The sequence below is a fragment of the Arthrobacter sp. Y-9 genome, from assembly GCF_029690065.1.
In the GTDB taxonomy this organism is placed as follows: Bacteria; Actinomycetota; Actinomycetes; order Actinomycetales; family Micrococcaceae; genus Arthrobacter_E.
The window spans coordinates 638,656-657,695 of the sequence record NZ_CP121463.1 but is presented as its reverse complement, the minus strand read 5'-3'; the positions used below and the strand labels follow the sequence as shown (position 1 = coordinate 657,695).

12 protein-coding genes and 2 tRNA genes are annotated in these 19,040 nt (G+C 69.5%); 6 read left to right on the top strand and 8 right to left on the bottom strand.

Translation table 11 applies throughout. The features are described 5' to 3' along the window. Positions 1–3: 3 nt before the first annotated feature. Positions 4–768 carry an HAD-IA family hydrolase gene (locus tag P9849_RS02930; RefSeq protein WP_278268225.1) on the bottom strand — a complete coding sequence of 255 codons (765 nt, stop codon included), beginning with the start codon at positions 766–768 and terminating at the stop codon, positions 4–6. A 247-nt stretch (positions 769–1,015) separates the two neighbouring features. Between P9849_RS02930 and P9849_RS02925 the strand changes: the two genes are divergently transcribed. Next, positions 1,016–1,088, top strand: a tRNA-Thr gene (locus P9849_RS02925). Between the two features lie 79 nt (positions 1,089–1,167). Continuing rightward, positions 1,168–2,664, top strand: a complete 1,497-nt coding sequence (locus P9849_RS02920) for a glycosyltransferase family 39 protein (RefSeq protein WP_278268224.1) — start codon at positions 1,168–1,170, stop codon at positions 2,662–2,664. A 141-nt stretch (positions 2,665–2,805) separates the two neighbouring features. On the opposite strand, the gene P9849_RS02915 is transcribed toward P9849_RS02920, so the two are convergent. From P9849_RS02915 to P9849_RS02890, 6 genes are all read right to left on the bottom strand, one after another. After that, positions 2,806–3,645 (bottom strand): aldo/keto reductase, encoded by an 840-nt coding sequence (locus P9849_RS02915; protein WP_278268223.1) that lies wholly within the window; start codon positions 3,643–3,645, stop codon positions 2,806–2,808. A gap of 84 nt (positions 3,646–3,729) precedes the next feature. Further along, positions 3,730–4,155, bottom strand: a complete 426-nt coding sequence (locus tag P9849_RS02910) for a hypothetical protein (protein ID WP_278268222.1) — start codon at positions 4,153–4,155, stop codon at positions 3,730–3,732. 3 nt (positions 4,156–4,158) lie between these two features. Beyond that, on the bottom strand, positions 4,159–4,848 hold the full coding sequence (locus P9849_RS02905) for a bacterial proteasome activator family protein (protein ID WP_278268221.1): 690 nt from the start codon (positions 4,846–4,848) through the stop codon (positions 4,159–4,161). A gap of 20 nt (positions 4,849–4,868) precedes the next feature. Further along, complete coding sequence (locus P9849_RS02900) at positions 4,869–5,051, bottom strand: YbdD/YjiX family protein (protein WP_278269074.1); 183 nt, start codon at positions 5,049–5,051, stop codon at positions 4,869–4,871. A gap of 122 nt (positions 5,052–5,173) precedes the next feature. After that, complete coding sequence (locus P9849_RS02895) at positions 5,174–7,444, bottom strand: carbon starvation CstA family protein (protein ID WP_278268220.1); 2,271 nt, start codon at positions 7,442–7,444, stop codon at positions 5,174–5,176. Positions 7,445–7,528: 84 nt separating this feature from the next. After that, entirely contained in the window at positions 7,529–8,512 is a 984-nt protein-coding gene (locus tag P9849_RS02890; protein ID WP_278268219.1) for an NAD(P)H-quinone oxidoreductase, read from the bottom strand. A 152-nt stretch (positions 8,513–8,664) separates the two neighbouring features. Here P9849_RS02890 and P9849_RS02885 point away from each other — a divergent pair. The 3 genes from P9849_RS02885 (at position 8,665) to P9849_RS02875 (ending at position 14,607) form a co-directional block, all read left to right on the top strand. Further along, positions 8,665–8,752: transfer RNA gene (locus P9849_RS02885), tRNA-Ser, on the top strand. Positions 8,753–9,045: 293 nt separating this feature from the next. Next, positions 9,046–9,822: a VOC family protein gene (locus tag P9849_RS02880; protein WP_278268218.1), complete on the top strand. Its 777-nt coding sequence runs from the start codon at positions 9,046–9,048 to the stop codon at positions 9,820–9,822. A 222-nt stretch (positions 9,823–10,044) separates the two neighbouring features. Beyond that, entirely contained in the window at positions 10,045–14,607 is a 4,563-nt protein-coding gene (locus tag P9849_RS02875; protein WP_278268217.1) for an ExeM/NucH family extracellular endonuclease, read from the top strand. A gap of 112 nt (positions 14,608–14,719) precedes the next feature. Here the strand turns inward: P9849_RS02875 and P9849_RS02870 are convergent, their stop codons facing one another. Continuing rightward, positions 14,720–16,720: an FAD/NAD(P)-binding protein gene (locus P9849_RS02870; RefSeq protein ID WP_278268216.1), complete on the bottom strand. Its 2,001-nt coding sequence runs from the start codon at positions 16,718–16,720 to the stop codon at positions 14,720–14,722. A gap of 168 nt (positions 16,721–16,888) precedes the next feature. Between P9849_RS02870 and P9849_RS02865 the strand changes: the two genes are divergently transcribed. Beyond that, complete coding sequence (locus tag P9849_RS02865) at positions 16,889–19,000, top strand: prolyl oligopeptidase family serine peptidase (protein ID WP_278268215.1); 2,112 nt, start codon at positions 16,889–16,891, stop codon at positions 18,998–19,000. The last annotated feature ends 40 nt before the right edge of the window (positions 19,001–19,040 follow it).

Sequence of the window (19,040 nt, the reverse complement as noted above, 5' to 3'; positions counted from 1 at the left end):
TGCTCAGAGCTGGCCGCCACCGAGCAGTGGCCGGCTCCCCTCCCGCAGGAGACCGGGGATGTCCCGGATCGACGGGACCACCGCGTCAGCGCCCGCGGCCCTCAGGGCGAACTCGGAATGCGCGCCGCTCAGCACCCCGGTGACGAGCCCGGCGCCGGCCCGGAGTCCCGACTGGATGTCCGCCGTCGTGTCCCCCACGACGAGGACCTCGCGGACGTCGTCCAGGTCGAGGGCGAGGACCGCGGTGAGGATCATGTCCGGATGAGGGCGGCCTCGTCCGGCGTCCTCCGGGCACAGGCTCAGATCGGCCAGGCCCATCCACCCGAGGGATTCCAGGATGGTGTTCTGCGTGTGCCGTCCGAAGCCGGTCACCAGGCACAGTTGCATCCCCGCCTCGCGGAGCCATTCCATGGTCTCCCGCGCGCCGGGGATCGCCTGGACGCCGCCCCGGGCCACGAGCCGGTCATAGGACTTCTCGAACACGGCATTGGCCAGGAGGGCGCGCTCCGGCTCTCCCTCGTACAGCTGCCGGAAGACCCCGAGCTTGGACAGGCCCATGGCGCTGTGCGCGTAGTCCATCATGGATCCGAAACGCTGGCCCTCCGGGTCCTCCCCGGCATCGAGGAAGGCGTCGCGGAGGGCCTCGTCGATGAGGCCTCCGTCCGTGACCGTGGTGCCGGACATGTCGACGACGGCGAGCCGCAGGCAGCCAGCCCTGCCGGTGATGTCCTGGGCGGTGGTCCGTCCCGCAACCGGGTTCACGGTCATCGTGTGCGCTCCTCTGCTGGTCTTCGCCTCGCGGGTCCTGCCGCGCGGCAGCACGTGCCCCCCATGGCGCCGTGAGCTACAGGTTCGCGTGCGCGGGCGACCGCCAGCTGAACCGCGCAGAACCGGGACATGAACAGGCGCCAGCACCCGGAAGAAGCTCTGCAGGAGGCCCGTTTTGACCGACAGCCGAAGTGCCCTCTAAACTTGTTTCCTGTGCGGTCAGGCCAGCAGGCCAGGCGCGGCATGTGCTTCCTTAGCTCAGTCGGTAGAGCGTTTCACTCGTAATGAAAAGGTCATCAGTTCGATTCTGATAGGAAGCTCCGGAAGGTGGAAGGCCCGCGATCCTCAGGGATCCGGGCCTTCGCCGTACCCGCCCCAGGTCACGAGACGGAGTGCCTCATGAGTTCCCTTCCCGCAGCGGAGACCGTGGACGGCGGCCGGCCCTGGAAGCTCTACTCGGTGGTGGCCGCGCTCGGATTCCTCGCCTCCTTCCTCGGCTCCTGGCAGCCCTCGTTCTGGGAGGACGAGGTGGCCACGATCTCGGCGGCCACCCGGCCCTTCGCGGATCTTCCCGCGCTGTTCTCCACCATCGACCTGTCCCACGGCCTCTACTACCTGGTCATCCACCTCTGGACCGGAGTCGCCGGGCTCTCGGAGACCGCGCTCCGGTTCCCGTCGGCCGTGGCGGCCGCGGCGGCCTGTGCGGGCATGGTGGCGCTCGCCCGGCGGTTCGTCGCACTCCCGGCCGCGGTGGCCGCCGGACTGATCCTGGCGGTGCTGCCGCGGGTGACCTGGGCCGGCAGCGAAGCGCGATCCGCAGCCCTGTCCCTCCTCCTGGCGGTCCTCGCCACGCTCCTGCTGACGTCCGTCTGGAAGCGCCCGCGCCCCGGGATCCTCGTGGCCTACGGCGTCCTGGCCGTGCTGGGCACCCTGCTCTTCTTCCCGTTCGCGCTCCTGCTCCCGGCGCATCTGCTCGCCACTGCCCTGTGCGCGCGGCGGCGCCTGGTGCGGGTCGGCGTCGTGGTGGTGGTCTCCTGCCTCGTCACCGCGCCGTTCCTCTGGGCGGTGTCGCGGCAGAGCGCCCAGGCGGACTGGATCGGGCGCCGGTCGCTCACCGACACCCTGGCGAACATCCTGCTGAAGCAGTACTTCTACGGGAACGACCGGCCGACGGGCAACACCCCGCCGGCGTGGATCCTGGCCAGCGTGGGGCTTCTCGCCCTCCTGCTCGCCGGGCTGGCGGTGGTAGGCCTCTGGACCGCGCTCCGGCCGGCGCCCGGCGCCGAGAACGCCACCGGGTCACGATCACTCGCGGTGCTCGGCCTCTGCTGGATCCTGGTCCCGTCGCTCGGACTCGGGCTGGTGAGCCTCGCGGTCAAGCCGATCTACGAACCGCGGTACCTCACGTTCACCGCACCGGGCCTCGCCCTGCTGGCCGCTCTCGGGCTGGCGCACCTCCACCGGGTGAAAGCCGTTCCGGCGCTCCTGGCGGCCGTCCTGATCCTGGTGACGGCCACGGTGCCCCAGCTCTCGCTCAAGTCCTTCGTCAACGTCCCCCACGACCGTCTCCGAGACATCGCCGTGCTGGTCGATCAGACCCCCGGAGTCCAAGGCGTGGTCTACGGCCGCCCCGAGAACCGCCAGGCCTCCATGGCGTACCCGCAGGACTTCACGGGGGTGAAGGACCTGTCCCTCGCGTCGAGTCCCGCGGACTCCGGCACCCTGTGGGGTGTGAACCGGCGCGTCCCGGCGTCGGAGCTCCACGGCACGGTGCTGTATGTCGGCGACGGCGGTCAGCAGCCGTCGCAGGCCGGCGCCTTCGCTCAAGCGGGCTGCCGCCAGGTCCGGGTCATCGACGCGCAACGGCTCCACTTCGCGGAGTTCCGCTGCCCCTGAGCCCCTGAGACCGGGCCGTTCCGGAACAACAGAACGCCCGTGGGCCGGCCGGTGTGCGGCCGCCCCACGGGCGTTCCGAGAGTCCTTGCCGGAACGGGGCGTCCCGTCCGGTGGTTCCCGAGGACCGGTGGTTCCCGGGGATCAGGCGAAGTCGGAGACCGCCGGGTCCGGGCCGATACGGCCTTCGGCGCCACGGTCAAGGCTGCTCAGAGCCGTGATGTCCTCGTCATCCAGCGTCACATCCAGCGCGGCGAGGTTCTCCACGATGCGGCTCTGCGTGACCGACTTCGGGATGACCACGTTGCCGATGGCCAGGTGCCAGGCGATGACGACCTGGGCGGGAGTGGCGCCGTGCTTCTCGGCGATGCGGACCACCTCGGGGTCGCTCAGCAGCTCACCGCCCTGGCCCAGCGGGGACCAGGCCTGGGTGAGAATGCCCTTGCCCGCGTTGTACTCGCGCAGACCGGCCTGGTTGAAGTACGGGTGCAGCTCGATCTGGTGGATCGCCGGCACCACGCCCGTGGCCTCGATCAGTTCATCGATGGCCTCGCCGGTGAAGTTGCAGACGCCGATGGAGGTCACGCGACCGCGCTTCTGCAGCTCGACCAGGGCCTTCCAGGTGTCCACGTAGGTGCCACGCTGCGGCTGGAGCCAGTGGATCAGGTACAGGTCGAGGTGGTCCAGACCGAGGCGCTCCAGGGATTCCTCGAAGGCCGCGAGGGTCTTCTCGTAGCCCTGGTCGGAGTTCCACAGCTTGGTGGTGATGAAGAGGTCCTTCGGATCGAGGCCGGACGCCGCGATCGCGCGGCCCACACCCGCCTCGTTGCCGTAGATCTTGGCGGTGTCGATGTGGCGGTAGCCGGCCTCGAAGGCCTGCCCGACCACGGTCTCCGCGACGTCGTCGGCCACCTGCCACACGCCGTAGCCGAGCTGGGGGATGGTGTTGCCATCGTTGAAAGTGAGATTCGGGTTTGCGCTCATGGCGCCATCCTTCCAAAGGAAGCTGTCATGCCACCAGACACAGAGCTCCCGGTTCTCTGTCAGCGAATCCGGGAATAGATCCGGTCACCGCGCGGATTGCTCCGCTTCGGAGACCAGAGACCCGACGACGGCGGCCCGCCGCCGCACGCTGTCCACCTCGGTGGTGCCGAGCCGGGCCATGGTGGCCGCCTGAGCGGCGGTCGCCAGGTCATTGCCCGCCCGGGACAGCAGACGGTGCAGGGGCGCCAGGTCCGGCGGGATGTCGAGCCCATCGCTCGGGGTGCTCCGCTGCGCCTCTACGCAGATGGCCCGCACCCGTGGGAGCAGCGCGGCCAGTTCGTCCGCGATCGGCAGTAACTCGGCGTACAGGGCGTCGTCGCTCACGCCGTCGAGCACCTGGTGGAATCGGTCGAGGCCGCGCCGGAATCGGTCGTGGGCACGCCGCCAGAGGCCCTTGCCCAGTTCCGCGTCGTCACGACGGGCCTGCCTCAGTTCACTGAAGAGACCCATGGGTCAGAGGTACTGGCCGAGGCCGGAGTCAGGCTCTTCGAGCCCGGCGTGCCGCGGGTTCTGCTGGTGCTGCGCAGCGGACGCCCGCTGAGGTTCGCCGTTGGCGCCGATGACCACGCCCGGCGCGACCATGGTGCCCGGAGGGAGCTGGCGGAGCTGGGCCGCCAGCTGCTCCCGGGCGGCCTGCTGCGCGGCGATCGCAGTCTGAATGCCGTGGAAGAGGCCCTCGAGCCAGCCCACGAGCTGCGCCTGGGCGATCCGCAGCTCCGCATCCGACGGGGCGGAGTCCTCGGGGAACGGCAGAGAGATCCGCTCCAGCTCCTCCACGAGTTCCGGGGCCAGCCCGTCTTCGAGTTCCTTGATGGAACGTTCGTGGATCTCCGCGAGGCGGCCACGGGCCGCGTCATCCAGGGGCGCGGCCTTCACTTCTTCCAGGAGCTGACGGATCATCGTGCCGATCCGCATGACCTTGGCCGGTTCATCCACGAGTTCGAGCATGTTGCGGGGACGGCGGTCGCCCTCGCCGCCGGGACCCTGCTGCGCGCGGGACTCCTGCGCGCGGGGCTGCTGGGACGCTGGCTCCTGGGACGCTGGCTCCTGCGGCTCCCCCGCGCCGTCCACCGGAGTCCCCTCCACGGGACCTTGTTGCCCGGCCGTCGCTGCGGATTCCTGTGGCTTCGGCTCCTCACTCATGGCCCCATACTCTCACGGGCTCAGCAGCACCGGCCCTGTGGATTCCGGTCCTGCCGGTCGGTGCGGTCCCGCCAGAACTCCGCTTCGCTCAGCGGCTCGTGACCGGGGTGGTGCGCGGTGTGGAACTCGAGGTACTTCTCGTACGCGTCGGCCCCGAGAACACCGCGGATCCCTCGCCGCAAGGACCGGGCGCCCCGTGCCAGCCGCTCCCACGGGGAGGCCGGGCGGACTGCCGCGCCGCCCTCCGTCGCGGCCGGCTCCGGAGCCTCGGCCGGCGCCGCCGACGACGGCGGGGCGGCCGCCGTCGTCGGGCTCTTCCGGTTCATCAGTGGTGCCCTGCGTCCGCGAGGCGTTCCGACGCCGGCACCTCGTCCCACTCCGAGGCGAGCTCGCGCTCGGCGGGGCTGAGGATCAGGCCTGCGGGCGCGAAGACCTTCGACGGGACGAACGGATCCTCGTGATCCGTGACCGGCTGCCCGGCGCGGTGCGCCTGGAACGCCCGGACCGTGGCGATCAGCGCGGTGATGATGACGATGATCGCGAGGACCACGAACACCACGGACAGGATGCCCTGGATCACGGTGTTGCGGACCACGGCCTCCATGGCGGGCACGGTCTTCGCGGTGCCGAAGGACGTCTTGCCGTCCGCGAGCGCCTTGCTGAAGGCGGCGTTGTTCGCGAAGTACCCCACGGCCGGGACGGTCGAGAAGATCTTCTGGAAGCTGGCGGTGATCGTGACCACCGCGGTGAAGGCCAGCGGGAGCGCCACCATCCAGAGCGCTCCGAAGCGGCCCTTCTTCGCGACGATCGCCAGGCACACGGCCAGCGCGATCGCGGCCAGCAGCTGGTTCGCGATGCCGAAGAGCGGGAACAGCGTGTTGATCCCGCCCAGCGGATCCGTGACACCCATGATCAGGACGGCGCCCCAGGCGGCGACCATGATGGCCGTGCAGAGCCAGGCGCCCGGACGCCAGGAGGCGTCCTTGAACTTCGGGACGAAGTTCCCGATCGAATCCTGGAGCATGAAGCGGGCCACGCGCGTTCCGGCGTCGACGGCCGTGAGGATGAACAGCGCCTCGAACATGATGGCGAAGTGGTACCAGAAGGCCGCCATCCCCGGACCACCGATGAACTGCTGCATGATGTGGGCCAGACCGACGGCGAGCGTGGGCGCGCCGCCCGAGCGGGAGATGATGGTCTGCTCCCCCACGGCCGCCGCCGCGTCCTTGAGCTCCCCCGGGGTCACGTTCACCCCGGCCAGACCGAGCGAGTTCACCCACTGCGCGGCCTGTTCCACGGTGCCGCCGGTGAGGGCGAGCGGGGCGTTCATGACGAAGTAGAGTCCGCGGTCGATCGAGACCGCCGCCACCAGCGCCATGATCGCGACGAAGGATTCCATGAGCATGCCGCCGTAGCCGATGTACCGGGTCTGGCGCTCCTTCTCGATCAGCTTCGGTGTGGTGCCGGAGGCGATCAACGCGTGGAACCCCGACAGGGCGCCGCACGCGATGGTGACGAAGAGGAAAGGGAACAGTGCGCCGGAGAACACCGGTCCGTTGTCCCGGCCCGCGAATTCGCTGAAGGCGGGGACGTTGATCTCCGGCCGGACCACCACGATCGCGACGGCCAGCAGGCCGATCACGCCGATCTTCATGAAGGTCGAGAGGTAGTCCCGAGGGGCCAGGAGCAGCCAGACCGGGAGGATCGCGGCGACGAAGCCGTACACGATGATCCCCCAGGCGATGGTGGTCTTGTCCAGGTGGAAGAACGCCGCGCCCCATTCGGTGTGCGCCACCCAGCCGCCGCCGATGATCGCCGCCATGAGGAGGACGAAACCGATGATGGAGATCTCCAGGACCTTCCCGGGCCGGATGTACCGCAGGTAGACGCCCATGAACAGGGCGATCGGGATGGTCATGGCCACGCTGAAGACGCCCCAGGGGCTCTCGCCGAGGGCGTTGACCACCACGAGCGCCAGGATGGCGACGATGATCGCCATGATGAGCAGCGTCGCCAGCAGGGCCGCGGTGCCGCCCACCACGCCGAGTTCCTCACGGGCCATCTGTCCAAGAGACCGGCCGCCGCGGCGCATGGAGAAGAACAGCACCAGGTAGTCCTGGACCGCTCCCGCGAGCACGACGCCCACGATGATCCAGATCGTGCCCGGCAGATAGCCCATCTGGGCCGCGATGACGGGACCGACCAGCGGGCCGGCGCCGGCGATCGCGGCGAAGTGATGGCCGAACAGGACGTTTCGGTCCGTGCGGACGTGGTCCTTGCCGTCGGCCTTGTACTCCGCCGGGGTGGCCCGTCGGTCATCCGGCTGGATCAGCTTCCTCTCCAGGTACTTCGAGTAGAAGCGGTACGCGATCAGATAAGTGCAGACCGCGGCGAACACGAACCAGATCGCGTTGACCGTCTCCCCGCGGACGAGCGCGAGCATGACCCACGCCAATCCTCCGAGGAGGGCGACGGCCGCCCAGAGCGCGATCCGCGCGGGGGTCCAGCGCCGCGATTCGGCGTCGAGTCTCTCCGGTGCGACGGCGGCGGGCGGCAGCGCGCCGCCCCGCTCTCCCGTGCTGCGTGTACCGCTCATGGGGGCCTCCTGGGTGCATACGTCAGCGGATGCGACCGTGCAGTGCTGCAGCGGTCCCACTAGGCACCCTAGTTCAGAGACACGTCACATGGTCAACAGGATTTTCCCTGTGTGTTGACCGGAATCGAAGTACCGGTGGGCTTCGGCCACCTCGGCCAGCGGGAACGTCCGTGCGACCAGCGGGCGGACGGAGCCGTCGGCGATCAGAGGCCAGACCACGTCCCGCACGGCGTCCATGATGGCCGTCTTCTCCTCCACCGGACGGGCGCGGAGTGTGGTGCCGATGACGGCGGCGCGCTTGCTCAGGAGGACGCCCAGGTCCAGTTCACCGCGGGCGCCGCCCTGCAGGCCGATCACCACGAGTCGGCCGTGCACCTCCAGCGCGTCCAGGTTGGCGGAGAGGTACTTGGCGCCCACGACGTCGAGGATCACGTCCGCGCCATGCCCGCCGTTCGCTTCCCGCAGGGCCTCCGGGAAGCTCTGCGTCGTGTAGTCGATCGCGATGTCCGCGCCGAGGAAGCCCCGGGCCGTGGCGACCTTCTCGGCGCTGCCCGCCGTCGTGGCGACGATCGAGCCCAAGGCCTTCGCGAGCTGGATGGCGAAGGCGCCGATACCACCGGTCGCCCCGTGGATGAGGACGGTCTCCCCCTCCTGCAGGCCGGCCGTCATGTAGAGATTGGAGTACACCGTGGCCGCCACTTCGGGCAGGCCCGCGGCCGTCACCAGGTCCACGCCCTCCGGAATCCGGATCACCTGACCGGCAGGCACCACGACCTTCGACGCGTAGCCGCCGCCGGACAGCAGCGCCACCACCTTCTCCCCCATGGCGAAGGGCCGGGAGACGTCGGGCCCGAAGCCCGCGATACGGCCGGAGACCTCGAGGCCGGGGATGTCGGAGGCGCCGGGCGGCGGCGGGTAGAACCCCCGGCGCTGCTGCACGTCGGCCCGGTTCAGCCCGGCCGCGACGACGTCGATCAGGACCTCTCCCGGACCGGGCACCGGATCCGGCGTCTCGGTCACCCGCAGGACTTCCGGGCCTCCCGGCTCGGTGATCTGGACGGCTCGCATGGTCTCCACTCTCCTCTGGACGCTCTGGCCCCCCGTCTATTGTGCACGGCTCGCGGCAGACGGTGTCTCCGCAGGTCCCGCGCTCCTGCCTCCCGCGGCGGCGTCGCGCACGTTTGGAGCGCGCGTCCGCGCTGTGAAACACTTTGACGCAGGGAAGGTTGTCCGAGCGGCCGAAGGAGCTGGTCTTGAAAACCAGTAGGCGGTAACCCCGTCTCATGGGTTCAAATCCCATACCTTCCGCGGACAAGGGCTCCGGGACCATCTGGTCCCGGAGCCCTTTTTCATGCCCCTTTCTTACCCCGCCGCCGCTCACTGCCGGCTCGGGCCCGGGCCGCCGGGCCGGTTCCACGTCGTCCGTCCTGCGCATTTCGCGCCGACCTCGGCGGGCCGCCGCGAGTTCACCCACCGGCCGTCGGCGGACCGTTGAAGAATGTCGGACCCCGGCGTTAGCGTCATCACTATCAGGGCACACGGGCGCCGCCCACCCTGATCCGCCGGCGCACGGCGGCACTTCCCTAGAAAGCGAGCGCATCATGACCACCCCTACTTTCGCTCCCGGTGATCCCTGCTGGGCCGACCTGATGACGGACGATGTGGAAGCCGCCCAGAAGTTCTATGGCGAACTCCTGGGCTGGACCTTCGAAAGCGGTGACAAGGAGAAGTACGGCGGCTACGTGACCGCGTCCAAGGACGGCCGCCAGGTGGCCGGCCTCATGGCCAAGCAGCCGGACCAGCAGGAGATGCCGAGCACCTGGGGCATCTACCTCAAAAGCGACGACGCCGAAGCCACCGCCGCGGCGATCACCGCAGCGGGCGGACAGGTCGTCGTGCCGCCGATGACCGTCCCCGAGATGGGCGTCATGGCGATCGCCGAAGATCCCTCCGGAGCTTTCGTCGGCGTGTGGGAGCCCCTCTCCCACGGCGGCTACTCCCTGGTCAACGAGCCGGGCGCCGTCGGCTGGCACGAACTGGCCAGCCGGGATTACGACGCCGCGGTGGACTTCTACCGCAAGGCCTTCGGCTGGGACATCTCCGTCATGGAGGACACCGAGGACTTCCGCTACAGCACACTCGGCGAAGGCGATCAGGCGCGTGCCGGACTGTTCGACGCCGCGAAGTTCCTCCCCGAGGGAGTGCCGTCGCACTGGCTCATCTACCTCGTGGTGGACAACGCCGACGACGCCGCCCGGAAGGTCACCGAGCTCGGCGGCCAGGTGTTGGAGGAGCCGCGGGACGATCCGCATGGCCGTCACGCACGGGTCACCGATCCGTTCGGAGCGGTCTTCATGCTGCACCAGTCACTCGTCTGAGACCCGTCCGGTCCTGTGCCGTCCCCGCCTCCGCGGGCGGTGACGGCACAGGATTTTTTTCGCGCCGAATCCTGAAACAACAGTTTCTTTTCCCCGCAACCCGGAGTTAACTCTCTCTTGGTGGACTAGGCTACGTACCCCTCGCTCTCCTGCTGGCGGTCCGAGCCCTCAGTCCGCCACAGGACACCGGATCACACCCGATCTCTGGACAGAAAGAACCCCATGAATCACTCGCTTGCGAAAGCAACCTTGGGGAGTGCCCTGACCGCCGCGTTGATCGCGGCGCCTTTGGCGACCGCGCCGGCCTTCGCGCTGGTCAACACGGTCGCCACACCGGGCACCTCCTCCGTCATCATCGATGAGGCTTATCTGAGCGGAGGCAGCGCAGGGGCTGCCTTCCGCAACAAGTTCGTGGAGCTGTACAACTCCTCGGACGCACCCGTCTCGCTGGACGGCTGGTCGCTCCAGTACCGTTCCGGCACCGGGACCGCCGCCCCCAACTCCGTGACCGCGCTCCGCGGCAGCATCCCCGCCAAGGGGACGTTCCTCATCAAGGGCGGCAGCAACAACGCGGCGTCCACGGCGGCCGAGCTGCCCACTCCGGATCAGGACGCGCCGTCGTTCAACCCGTCCGGCACCACGGGCACCGTCATCCTGGCCCGCCAGGCCACGGCCCTCAGCGGCCTCGGCACCGGCAGCCAGGTGGAGCCCACCAACGTGGCCGACCTCCTCGGCTACGGCACGAGCAACACCTACGAGGTCAAGGCGGCCACCGCGCCGTCGTCGAACACGGACGTCAAGGCGCTCACCCGCAGCAACCACGCCGACACCAACGACAACTCGGCGGACTTCAGCCTGAGCACCTCGATCACCCCGACGCCGTCGAGCGCCACTCCCACGCCGGAACCGACGCCCACCCCGACGCCCACCCCGACCCCGACGCCGGGCGGCACCGCCACGATCGCCGAGATCCAGGGCACCGGCGCCACCAGCCCGCTCGTCGGCCAGAGCGTGACCACCAAGGGCAAGGTCACCGCCCGGTACGCCACGGGCGGCCTGAACGGCTACTACCTCCAGACCCCGGGCACCGGCGGCGACCTGACCGAGGCCAATCACCAGGCCTCCGACGCCGTGTTCGTCTACTCGCCCGCCACGGTCGGCTCGGTCGCGATCGGCGACTACGTTCAGGTCTCCGGCACCGTCAGCGAGTACTTCGGCCAGACCCAGGTGAACGTCACGGACGCCGCCTCGCTGACCAAGCTCACCGACGCCGCTCCCGAAGTCAAGGCCACACACTTCGCCCTCCCGGCGAGCGAGACCTTCCGTGAGTCGCTCGAGGGCATGCTCCTCGCCCCGTCCGGCGACTACACGCTCTCCGACAACTTCTACGTCAACCAGTACGGCGAACTGACCCTCGCCAGCGGCAAGACCCCAGCGGTCCAGCCGAACGCCGTGGCGCCGTACGGCACCGCCGAGAACAAGGCCGTGGCCGATGACAACCAGGCCCGCACCATCAAGCTGGATGACGGCGCCACCACGAATTTCCTCTCCAACGCCACCACCAAGGCCCTGCCGCTGCCCTACCTGACCACCAAGGACCCGGTCCGGGTGGGCGCCCCCGTGACGTTCAAGACCAACGTCATCCTGGGCTACGGCAACAACGCCTGGCGGCTCGAACCCCTCGAGCACCTCACCCCGGCGACCGCGGACACCGTGCAGCCGGTCTCCTTCGGCAACACCCGCGCCGATGTGCCGAACGCGGTGGGCGGCAACCTCAAGCTCGCCTCGTTCAACGTCCTGAACTACTTCCCGACCACGGGTGACTCCCTGAGCGGGTGCCAGTACTACACCGACCGCGACGGCGCCCCCGTCACCGTCAAGGGCGGCTGCGATGCCCGTGGCGCCGCGACCGCCGAGCACTTCAAGCGCCAGCAGGACAAGATCGTCGCCGCGATCAACAGCTCCGGCGCCGACGTCGTCACGCTCATGGAGGTGGAGAACTCCGCCAAGTTCGGCAAGACCCGCGACGACGCGCTGTCCAAGCTGGTCACCGCGCTCAACGACGCCAAGCCGGGCACCTGGGACTACGTCCGCAGCCCGTCGGCGCTGCCGCCGCTGAGCGACGAGGACGTCATCCGGACCGCCTTCATCTACAAGAAGGCCGTGGCCGAGCCCGTGGGCGAATCCGTGATCCACAACGACACCACCGCCTTCGCCAGCGCCCGCAAGCCGCTCGCCCAGGTGTTCAAGCCCGTGGGCGGCACCCAGGCGCAGGAATTCATCGCCGTGGCCAACCACTTCAAGTCCAAGAGCTCCGCTGCCACCCCGGACGACGCGGACAAGGGACAGGGCGCGTCCAACCTCGCCCGCGTCGCCCAGTCCAAGTCGCTGCTCGGCTTCGTGGACACCCTGACGAAGGACAAGGGCACCGACAAGGTCTTCCTGATCGGTGACTTCAACGCCTACAGCAAGGAAGACCCGCTGAACGTCCTGACGGACGCCGGCTACGTCGACCAGGACGGCAAGGCCAAGAACGCCGACGGCAGCCAGAAGCACTCTTACGTGTTCAGCGGCCAGTCAGGTTCACTGGACCACATCTTCGCCTCCCCGGCGGCGGAGAAGATGGTCAACGGCGCGGACATCTGGAACATCAACTCCGTGGAGTCCGTGGCGCTGGAGTACAGCCGCTGGAACTACAACGTCACCAACTTCTACGCCCCGGACCAGTACCGTTCGAGCGACCACGATCCGGTGATCGTGGGCCTGAACACCACCCCCGCGCCCACCAGCGCAAAGGTGAACCTGCTCGGCGTGAACGACTTCCACGGCCGCATCGACAACAACACCGTCAACGTGGCCGGCACTCTGGAGAAGCTCCGTGCCGCCGCCACCCCGGGCAGCACCGCTTTCGTCTCCGCAGGTGACAACATCGGCGCTTCCCTCTTCGCCTCCTCCATGGCGAAGGACCAGCCCACCATCGACGTGCTCAACGCGCTCGGCCTCACCGCCTCCGCTGTGGGCAACCACGAGTTCGACGGCGGCTGGGCCGATCTGCGCGACCGCGTGATCGCGGGCGGGTCGAACGCCAAGTTCCCGTACCTGGGAGCGAACGTCTACAAGAAGGGCACGCAGGAACCGGCACTGCCCGAATACGAGATCCTCACCCTGAACGGTGTGAAGGTGGCCGTGATCGGCGCCGTGACCCAGGAGGTCCCCACGCTGGTCACTCCGGCGGGGATCGCCGATCTCGACTTCGGTGATCCGGTGGACGCCGTGAACCGCGTGGCCGCCAAGATCAAGGACGGCAAGCTCGCCGACGTCATCGTCGCGGAGTACCACGAGGGCGCCGGAGCCGGCACCCCGGACGGCGCGACCCTCCAGCAGGAGATCGCCGCGGGTGGCGCGTTCGCCAAGATCGTGACCGAGACCAGCCCCGCTGTCGGAGCCATCTTCACGGGCCACACCCACAAGGAGTACGCCTGGGACGGTCCCGTCCCCGGCCAGGACGGCAAGACCCGCCCCGTGGTCCAGACCGGCAGCTACGGCGCGAACATCGGCCAGATCGAGCTGACCGTGGACCTCGCCACGAAGCAGGTCTCCGCGTACACGGCCCGTAACGTCGCCCGCACCACGGACGCCGCCGCCGACCTCATCGCGGCCTACCCGCGTGTGAAGGAGGTCGACACGATCGTGAAGAAGGCACTCGCGGACGCCGCCGTCGTCGGCAATCAGCCGGTGGGCAAGGTGACCAAGGACATCACCACCGCCTTCACCAAGGATCCGACCACGGGCGCCCCGGTGCGTGACGACCGTTCCAGCGAATCCACGCTGGGCAACCTGGTGGCCGACTCGCTGGTCGCCTCGCTCAAGGACCCCACGGTGGGCGGCGCCGAGATCGGCGTGGTCAACCCCGGCGGCCTGCGCAACGAGCTGTACTACGGCGCGGACGGCACCATCACCTACGCCCAGGCCAACGCGGTGCTGCCGTTCGTGAACAACCTCTGGACCACGTCCCTGACGGGCGCCCAGTTCAAGACGCTCCTGGAACAGCAGTGGCAGACCAACCCGGACGGCACCGTGCCGAGCCGCCCGTACCTGCAGCTGGGCCTCTCCAAGAACGTCAATTACACGTACGACGCCGCCCGTCCCGCGGGTGACCGCGTGACCTCCATCCTGGTCAATGGCCAGCCGCTGGATCCGGCGAAGTCCTACCGGGTCGGGACGTTCAGCTTCCTGGCCACCGGTGGCGACAACTTCCGGGTCTTCAAGGAGGGCGCCAACACCCGCGACTCGGGCCTGGTGGACCGCGACGCCTGGATGGCCTTCCTCAAGGCCAACTCCCCGGTGTCCCCGGACTTCGCCCGTCGCAGCGTGGCCGTCGTGAACTCCACTCCGGCGAGCGTGAAGGCCGGGGAGAAGATCCAGGCCGCGGTGTCGAAGCTGGACCTCACCTCGCTGGGCAGCCCGGTGAACACCTCGCTCGAGGCCACGTTCACCGATGCCGCCGGCAAGGTCACCGCACTGGGCGCCGTTCCGGTCTCCGCCGGCGCCGCCACCGTGAGCCTGGCCGTCCCGGCCGGCGCCGCGGCGGGTGCGGGCGTCCTGCAGCTGAAGGCCGCCGAGTCGGGCACCACGGTGAAGCTCAGCGTCACCGTCGCCAAGACCGACGTGCCGCAGCCGACCTGCACCAAGCCTGTTCCGCCGAAGCACTGGTGGGACGTGGCGGGCTGGGTCAAGTACGGCCTGGCCTGGATCGGGTACATCGCCTGCACCGTGAAGGGCTGACCGCCCCTCACCTGAGGTGACACGCAGGGCCGGTTCCGATTGCACTCCGCGATCGGGACCGGCCCTTGTCATGTGGTCAGAACGTGCGCGGCGTTCGGAGCAAACTCCGTGCTCAGAACGTGCTGAGGACCGCCCGGGCGATCTCGTCGGCGTCGCGCAGGGTGCGCTGACCGCTGCGGAACAGCTCCGTGGGTTCGCCGTCCGGTCCGGCCGAGAAGGCCTCCGCAGCGATCGCCACGCCCCACTGCACGGCGGAAAGCTGAAGGCTGAGGACGTGCAGATCCTCCTGAACCTCGCCGTTGCCCGCCACGGCACGGTAGGGATGTGCCACGACGTCGAGGCCGGACGCCTCCGTCGGGCCGCCTTCGGGGCGCATCATGAGTCTCGTGCGGACCAGACCGTCGTCCAGCAGCTGGCGGAGCAGGGGCGACGCCGCGGCGGACACCCGGTTGGCCGGGGCCAGGGCCTCCACCAGGGTCCGGGCCCGGACCTCGCTGCCCTCGACCCAGGGGGACGAGGCCTGGAACAAACCGGCCGCGCGGTCCACGGTGAATCGGGGTTCCGGTCCCACGAAATGCACGACGCCGGCGCGGGCCAGCGCGGCCAGCTGCTCGATGCGCAGGGCCGGCGGGCCACTCGCCAGGCCTTCCACGAGCGACTCGAAGCGGCCCCGCAGTTCCGTCACCCAGGATTCCTCGGTGATCCCACCGTCGGCCACGGCGTCCTTCAGGAGCGACCGGCCCGCATGCAGGATGAGCACGGCGCTCTTGACCGGGTCCTTCTCCCCCGCGGCCGAGCGGCGCACATCCTCGTCGAGGGTGCGCACCACCGCGGCGTCGAAGTCGGCGGAGGACTCGAAGCGCTGCAGAGCGAACGGGGACGCGAGCGCGCGAAGATTCAGGCGCAGCGGCTCCGGCACGCACCGCTCGATCAGCGCCGTGACCGGGACCATCCAGTCCTCCGGGCTGTGAGCATGCGGGCGGAGCAGTTCCGTGAGCTGGTCGAGGAACTCGGCCGCGTCCCGGATCGCGTTGGGATCGGAGGTGACCAGGGTGTCGTAATACGCCCAGAGCACATCTCGCTGCAGCAACGGCCACAGGTCGTGGCCGAAACCGGGCTTCACGCCGGACCGCCGGAAGCGCTGAACCGCCGCCTCGGTGAGGTACCGGAGGCTGCGTTCCTTCGGGTAGTAGCTCGCGATCTGCGCCTTGGCCTTGTACGGGCCGCCCCGGCGGCTCGCCGCGTGGATGACCGGTTCGTGGCCGCTCGGCAGGTAGTGGAGCTCGCCGTCGCGCCGTTCGAAGCGCCCGCCGCGCCCCTCGGTGAGCTGGCCCATGACGTCGAAGAAGTTCAGGCCCATGCCGCGCACGAGCACAGGTTTGCCCCCGGGCACGAGCGACCAGTCCACGTCCGCCGGGCACGCGGGCGGGAAGTAGCTGAGTCCGAGTTCCTGCGCGGCCCGGTACAGTTCCCGCTGCTCCGGGTTGAGCTGGGCGGGGACGTGACCGAGGGCGAGAACGACGCGGTCCGCGGCGATCCTCCCGTCGTGGAGATCGACCACGAATCCCGCGTCCCCGGTTCGCCGGACGGCGTGGGCCTCGGTCCGGTGCTGCACCAGGTGGAAGCCCTCCAGCAGCGGGTCGCTCTCGAGACGCCCGACGACGGCGGCGAGCGTCTCCTCGAGGTACCGCCCGTACAGCGCGCGGCTGGGAAAGGTGTCGGGCCTGAGGGCGACCAGCTCGGCCCGCTCGTCGTCACTCAGCGGATCCCGTGCGTCCGCGTGACCCGAGTCCTCGTGACCCGCGGCGACGGCGGCGCGCCAGGCGTTGAAGCTGCCACCGGCGAGAGGCGCTGCCAGATCGGGGTCCTCGGGGATGAGGGTGGGGAAGAAACTCTGGGTGTTCATGAGGAACAGCCGGGACTGACCGGGTTGCCACACGTGGCCCGAACCGGCCGGATAGGGATCCACGAGATGCACTTCGAGGCGGGCGCCGGCGTCGAGGGCGCCGTCCTCACGGCGGGCCTTCCAGTTGGCGGCCAGACGCTCCACGACGCTGCTGCCGCGCGGCCCAGCACCGATGACCACCACACGACGCACCGAATCCCCTGACATGGGATAAGCCTAATGGGCCGGGGCTCCCGCGACCGGCTCCGTCCCTTCCGGCTCGAGCACTCACTCGGCATCCACCCGGCACCCACCCGGCGCTCCCCGCCCACCCCCGGCGTCGCCCCGTGTCACCGGAGGGGCCCGAAGGCGGGGGCCTCTGTCTAGGATGAATCCATGACGGCACATGACGTGGTGGACGAGAACATCTGGCTGGAAGAGATCCATGGGGAGGGGCCGCTCGCCTGGGTGCGGGAGCAGAACGCCCGCACCGAGGAGGTCCTGGACGATGCCGAGTTCCATCAGCTCCAGGACCGCCTGCTGGAGGTCCTGGACTCGACGGACCGCATCCCGATGGTCGGCAAACGGGGCCGCTGGTACTACAACTTCTGGCGGGACGGCGAGCATCCCAAGGGCCTGTGGCGCCGCACCACCTGGGAGAGCTACCTGACGGCCACCCCGGAGTGGGACGTGCTGCTCGACGTCGACGCGCTGGCCGCCGAGGAAGGGGCCGAGTGGGTCTGGCACGGCGCCACGTTCCTCCGCCCGGCGCCCGGTGAGGAGTGGCGTCACGCCATGATCGGACTCTCCCCCGACGGCGGCGACGCGGTCACCTACCGCGAATTCGACCTCGAGACCCGGGCCTTCCTGCCGGACGGTTTCGTGCTGCCCACCGCCAAGGGACACGTGAGCTGGGAGGACGAAGACACCCTCCTCGTCAGCACGACGGCGGAAGGCCGCCCCGCGACGCAGTCCTCCTATCCGCGGACGAGCGCCCGCTGGCGCCGGGGCACGCCGCTGTCGGACGCGGAGCAGCTCTTCGAGGTCCCGGACGACCACATGCTCGCCTCCGTCTCCCGGGATTCGACACCCGGCTTCGAACGGCTGGCCGCGGTCGACTACGTGGACTTCTTCAACGACGAGATCTCGCTGTGGCGCGACGGGGCCTGGGTCCGCATCGACAAGCCGGGCACCGTCAGCACCGCCTGGCACCACGAGTGGATCCTCTTCCGGCCGCGCGACCCCTGGACCGTGGGCGGCGCCGAGTACGCCGCCGGCTCGCTCCTGGTGGCGCGCCTCGACGACTGGCTGGACGGCTCCCGTGAGCTGACCGTCCTGTTCGAGCCGGATTCCCGGACCTCCCTGCAGTCCTACAGCTGGACCCGGAACCACCTGCTCCTGAACCTGCTCGTGGACGTGTCCTCGCAGATCAGGGTCCTGACGCCCCCGGCCGGCGGCGAGAGCGACGGCGAGAGCGACGCCACGGGCGAAGGCGCCGCCGGCGAGTGGCCCTCGGACCTCCTGGACGCCTGCCCTCCGCTGCACGACGTGAACGCCTACGCCGTGGATGACGAGGACGAGTCGGAGGGTGACGACTACTGGCTCGTGGCCACCGGCTTCCTGACGCCCACGACTCTGACGCGCGGCACGGTCGGCGGCGAGCACGCGGAGATCAAGCGCGCGCCGTCGTTCTTCCAAGAGGACGACTACGCCGTCGAGCAGCATTTCGCCGTCTCCGCGGACGGCACGCGCGTCCCGTACTTCCAGGTGGCCCGGAAGGACCTAGTACTGGACGGCAGCAATGTCACCCAGCTGAGCGGCTACGGCGGATTCGAGGTGTCCCGGACCCCCGCGTACAGCGGTGTCGTGGGCCGCGCCTGGCTGGAGCGCGGCGGCGTCTACGTGGTGGCCAACATCCGTGGCGGCGGCGAATACGGACCGTCGTGGCACACCGCCGCCCTGCAGGAGAAGCGCCACCGCGCGTACGAGGATTTCGCCGCCGTCGCGAAGGATCTCGTGAACCGCGACGTGACGTCGCCGCGGCTTCTCGGCTGCGCGGGCGGATCCAACGGCGGCCTTCTGGTGGGCAACATGCTGACGCAGTACCCCGAGCTGTTCGGCGCGGTGTCCTGCGGCGTGCCGCTCCTGGACATGCGCCGGTACACGAAGCTGTCCGCGGGCGCCTCGTGGATCGCCGAGTACGGCGACCCCGAGGACCCCGAGCAGTGGGAGTTCATCAAGACGTTCTCGCCGTACCACCTGCTGCGCGACGCCGTCGACTACCCGCATTCGTTCATCTGGTCGAGCACGTCGGACGACCGTGTGGGGCCTGTCCAGGCCCGGAAGATGGCCGCGCGGATGCAGGCGATGGGCGTGCCGAACGTCTGGTACCACGAGACCATCGAGGGCGGCCATGCCGGCGCCTCCGACAACCGTCAGGCCGCGGCGCTTCAGGCCCGCAACCAGCACTTCCTGTGGAAGGCGCTGACGGGTCAGCTGCCCGGCTGAGTCGCGGCGTCCTCTCCGCGTCAGGAGGCGGACGCGGGGC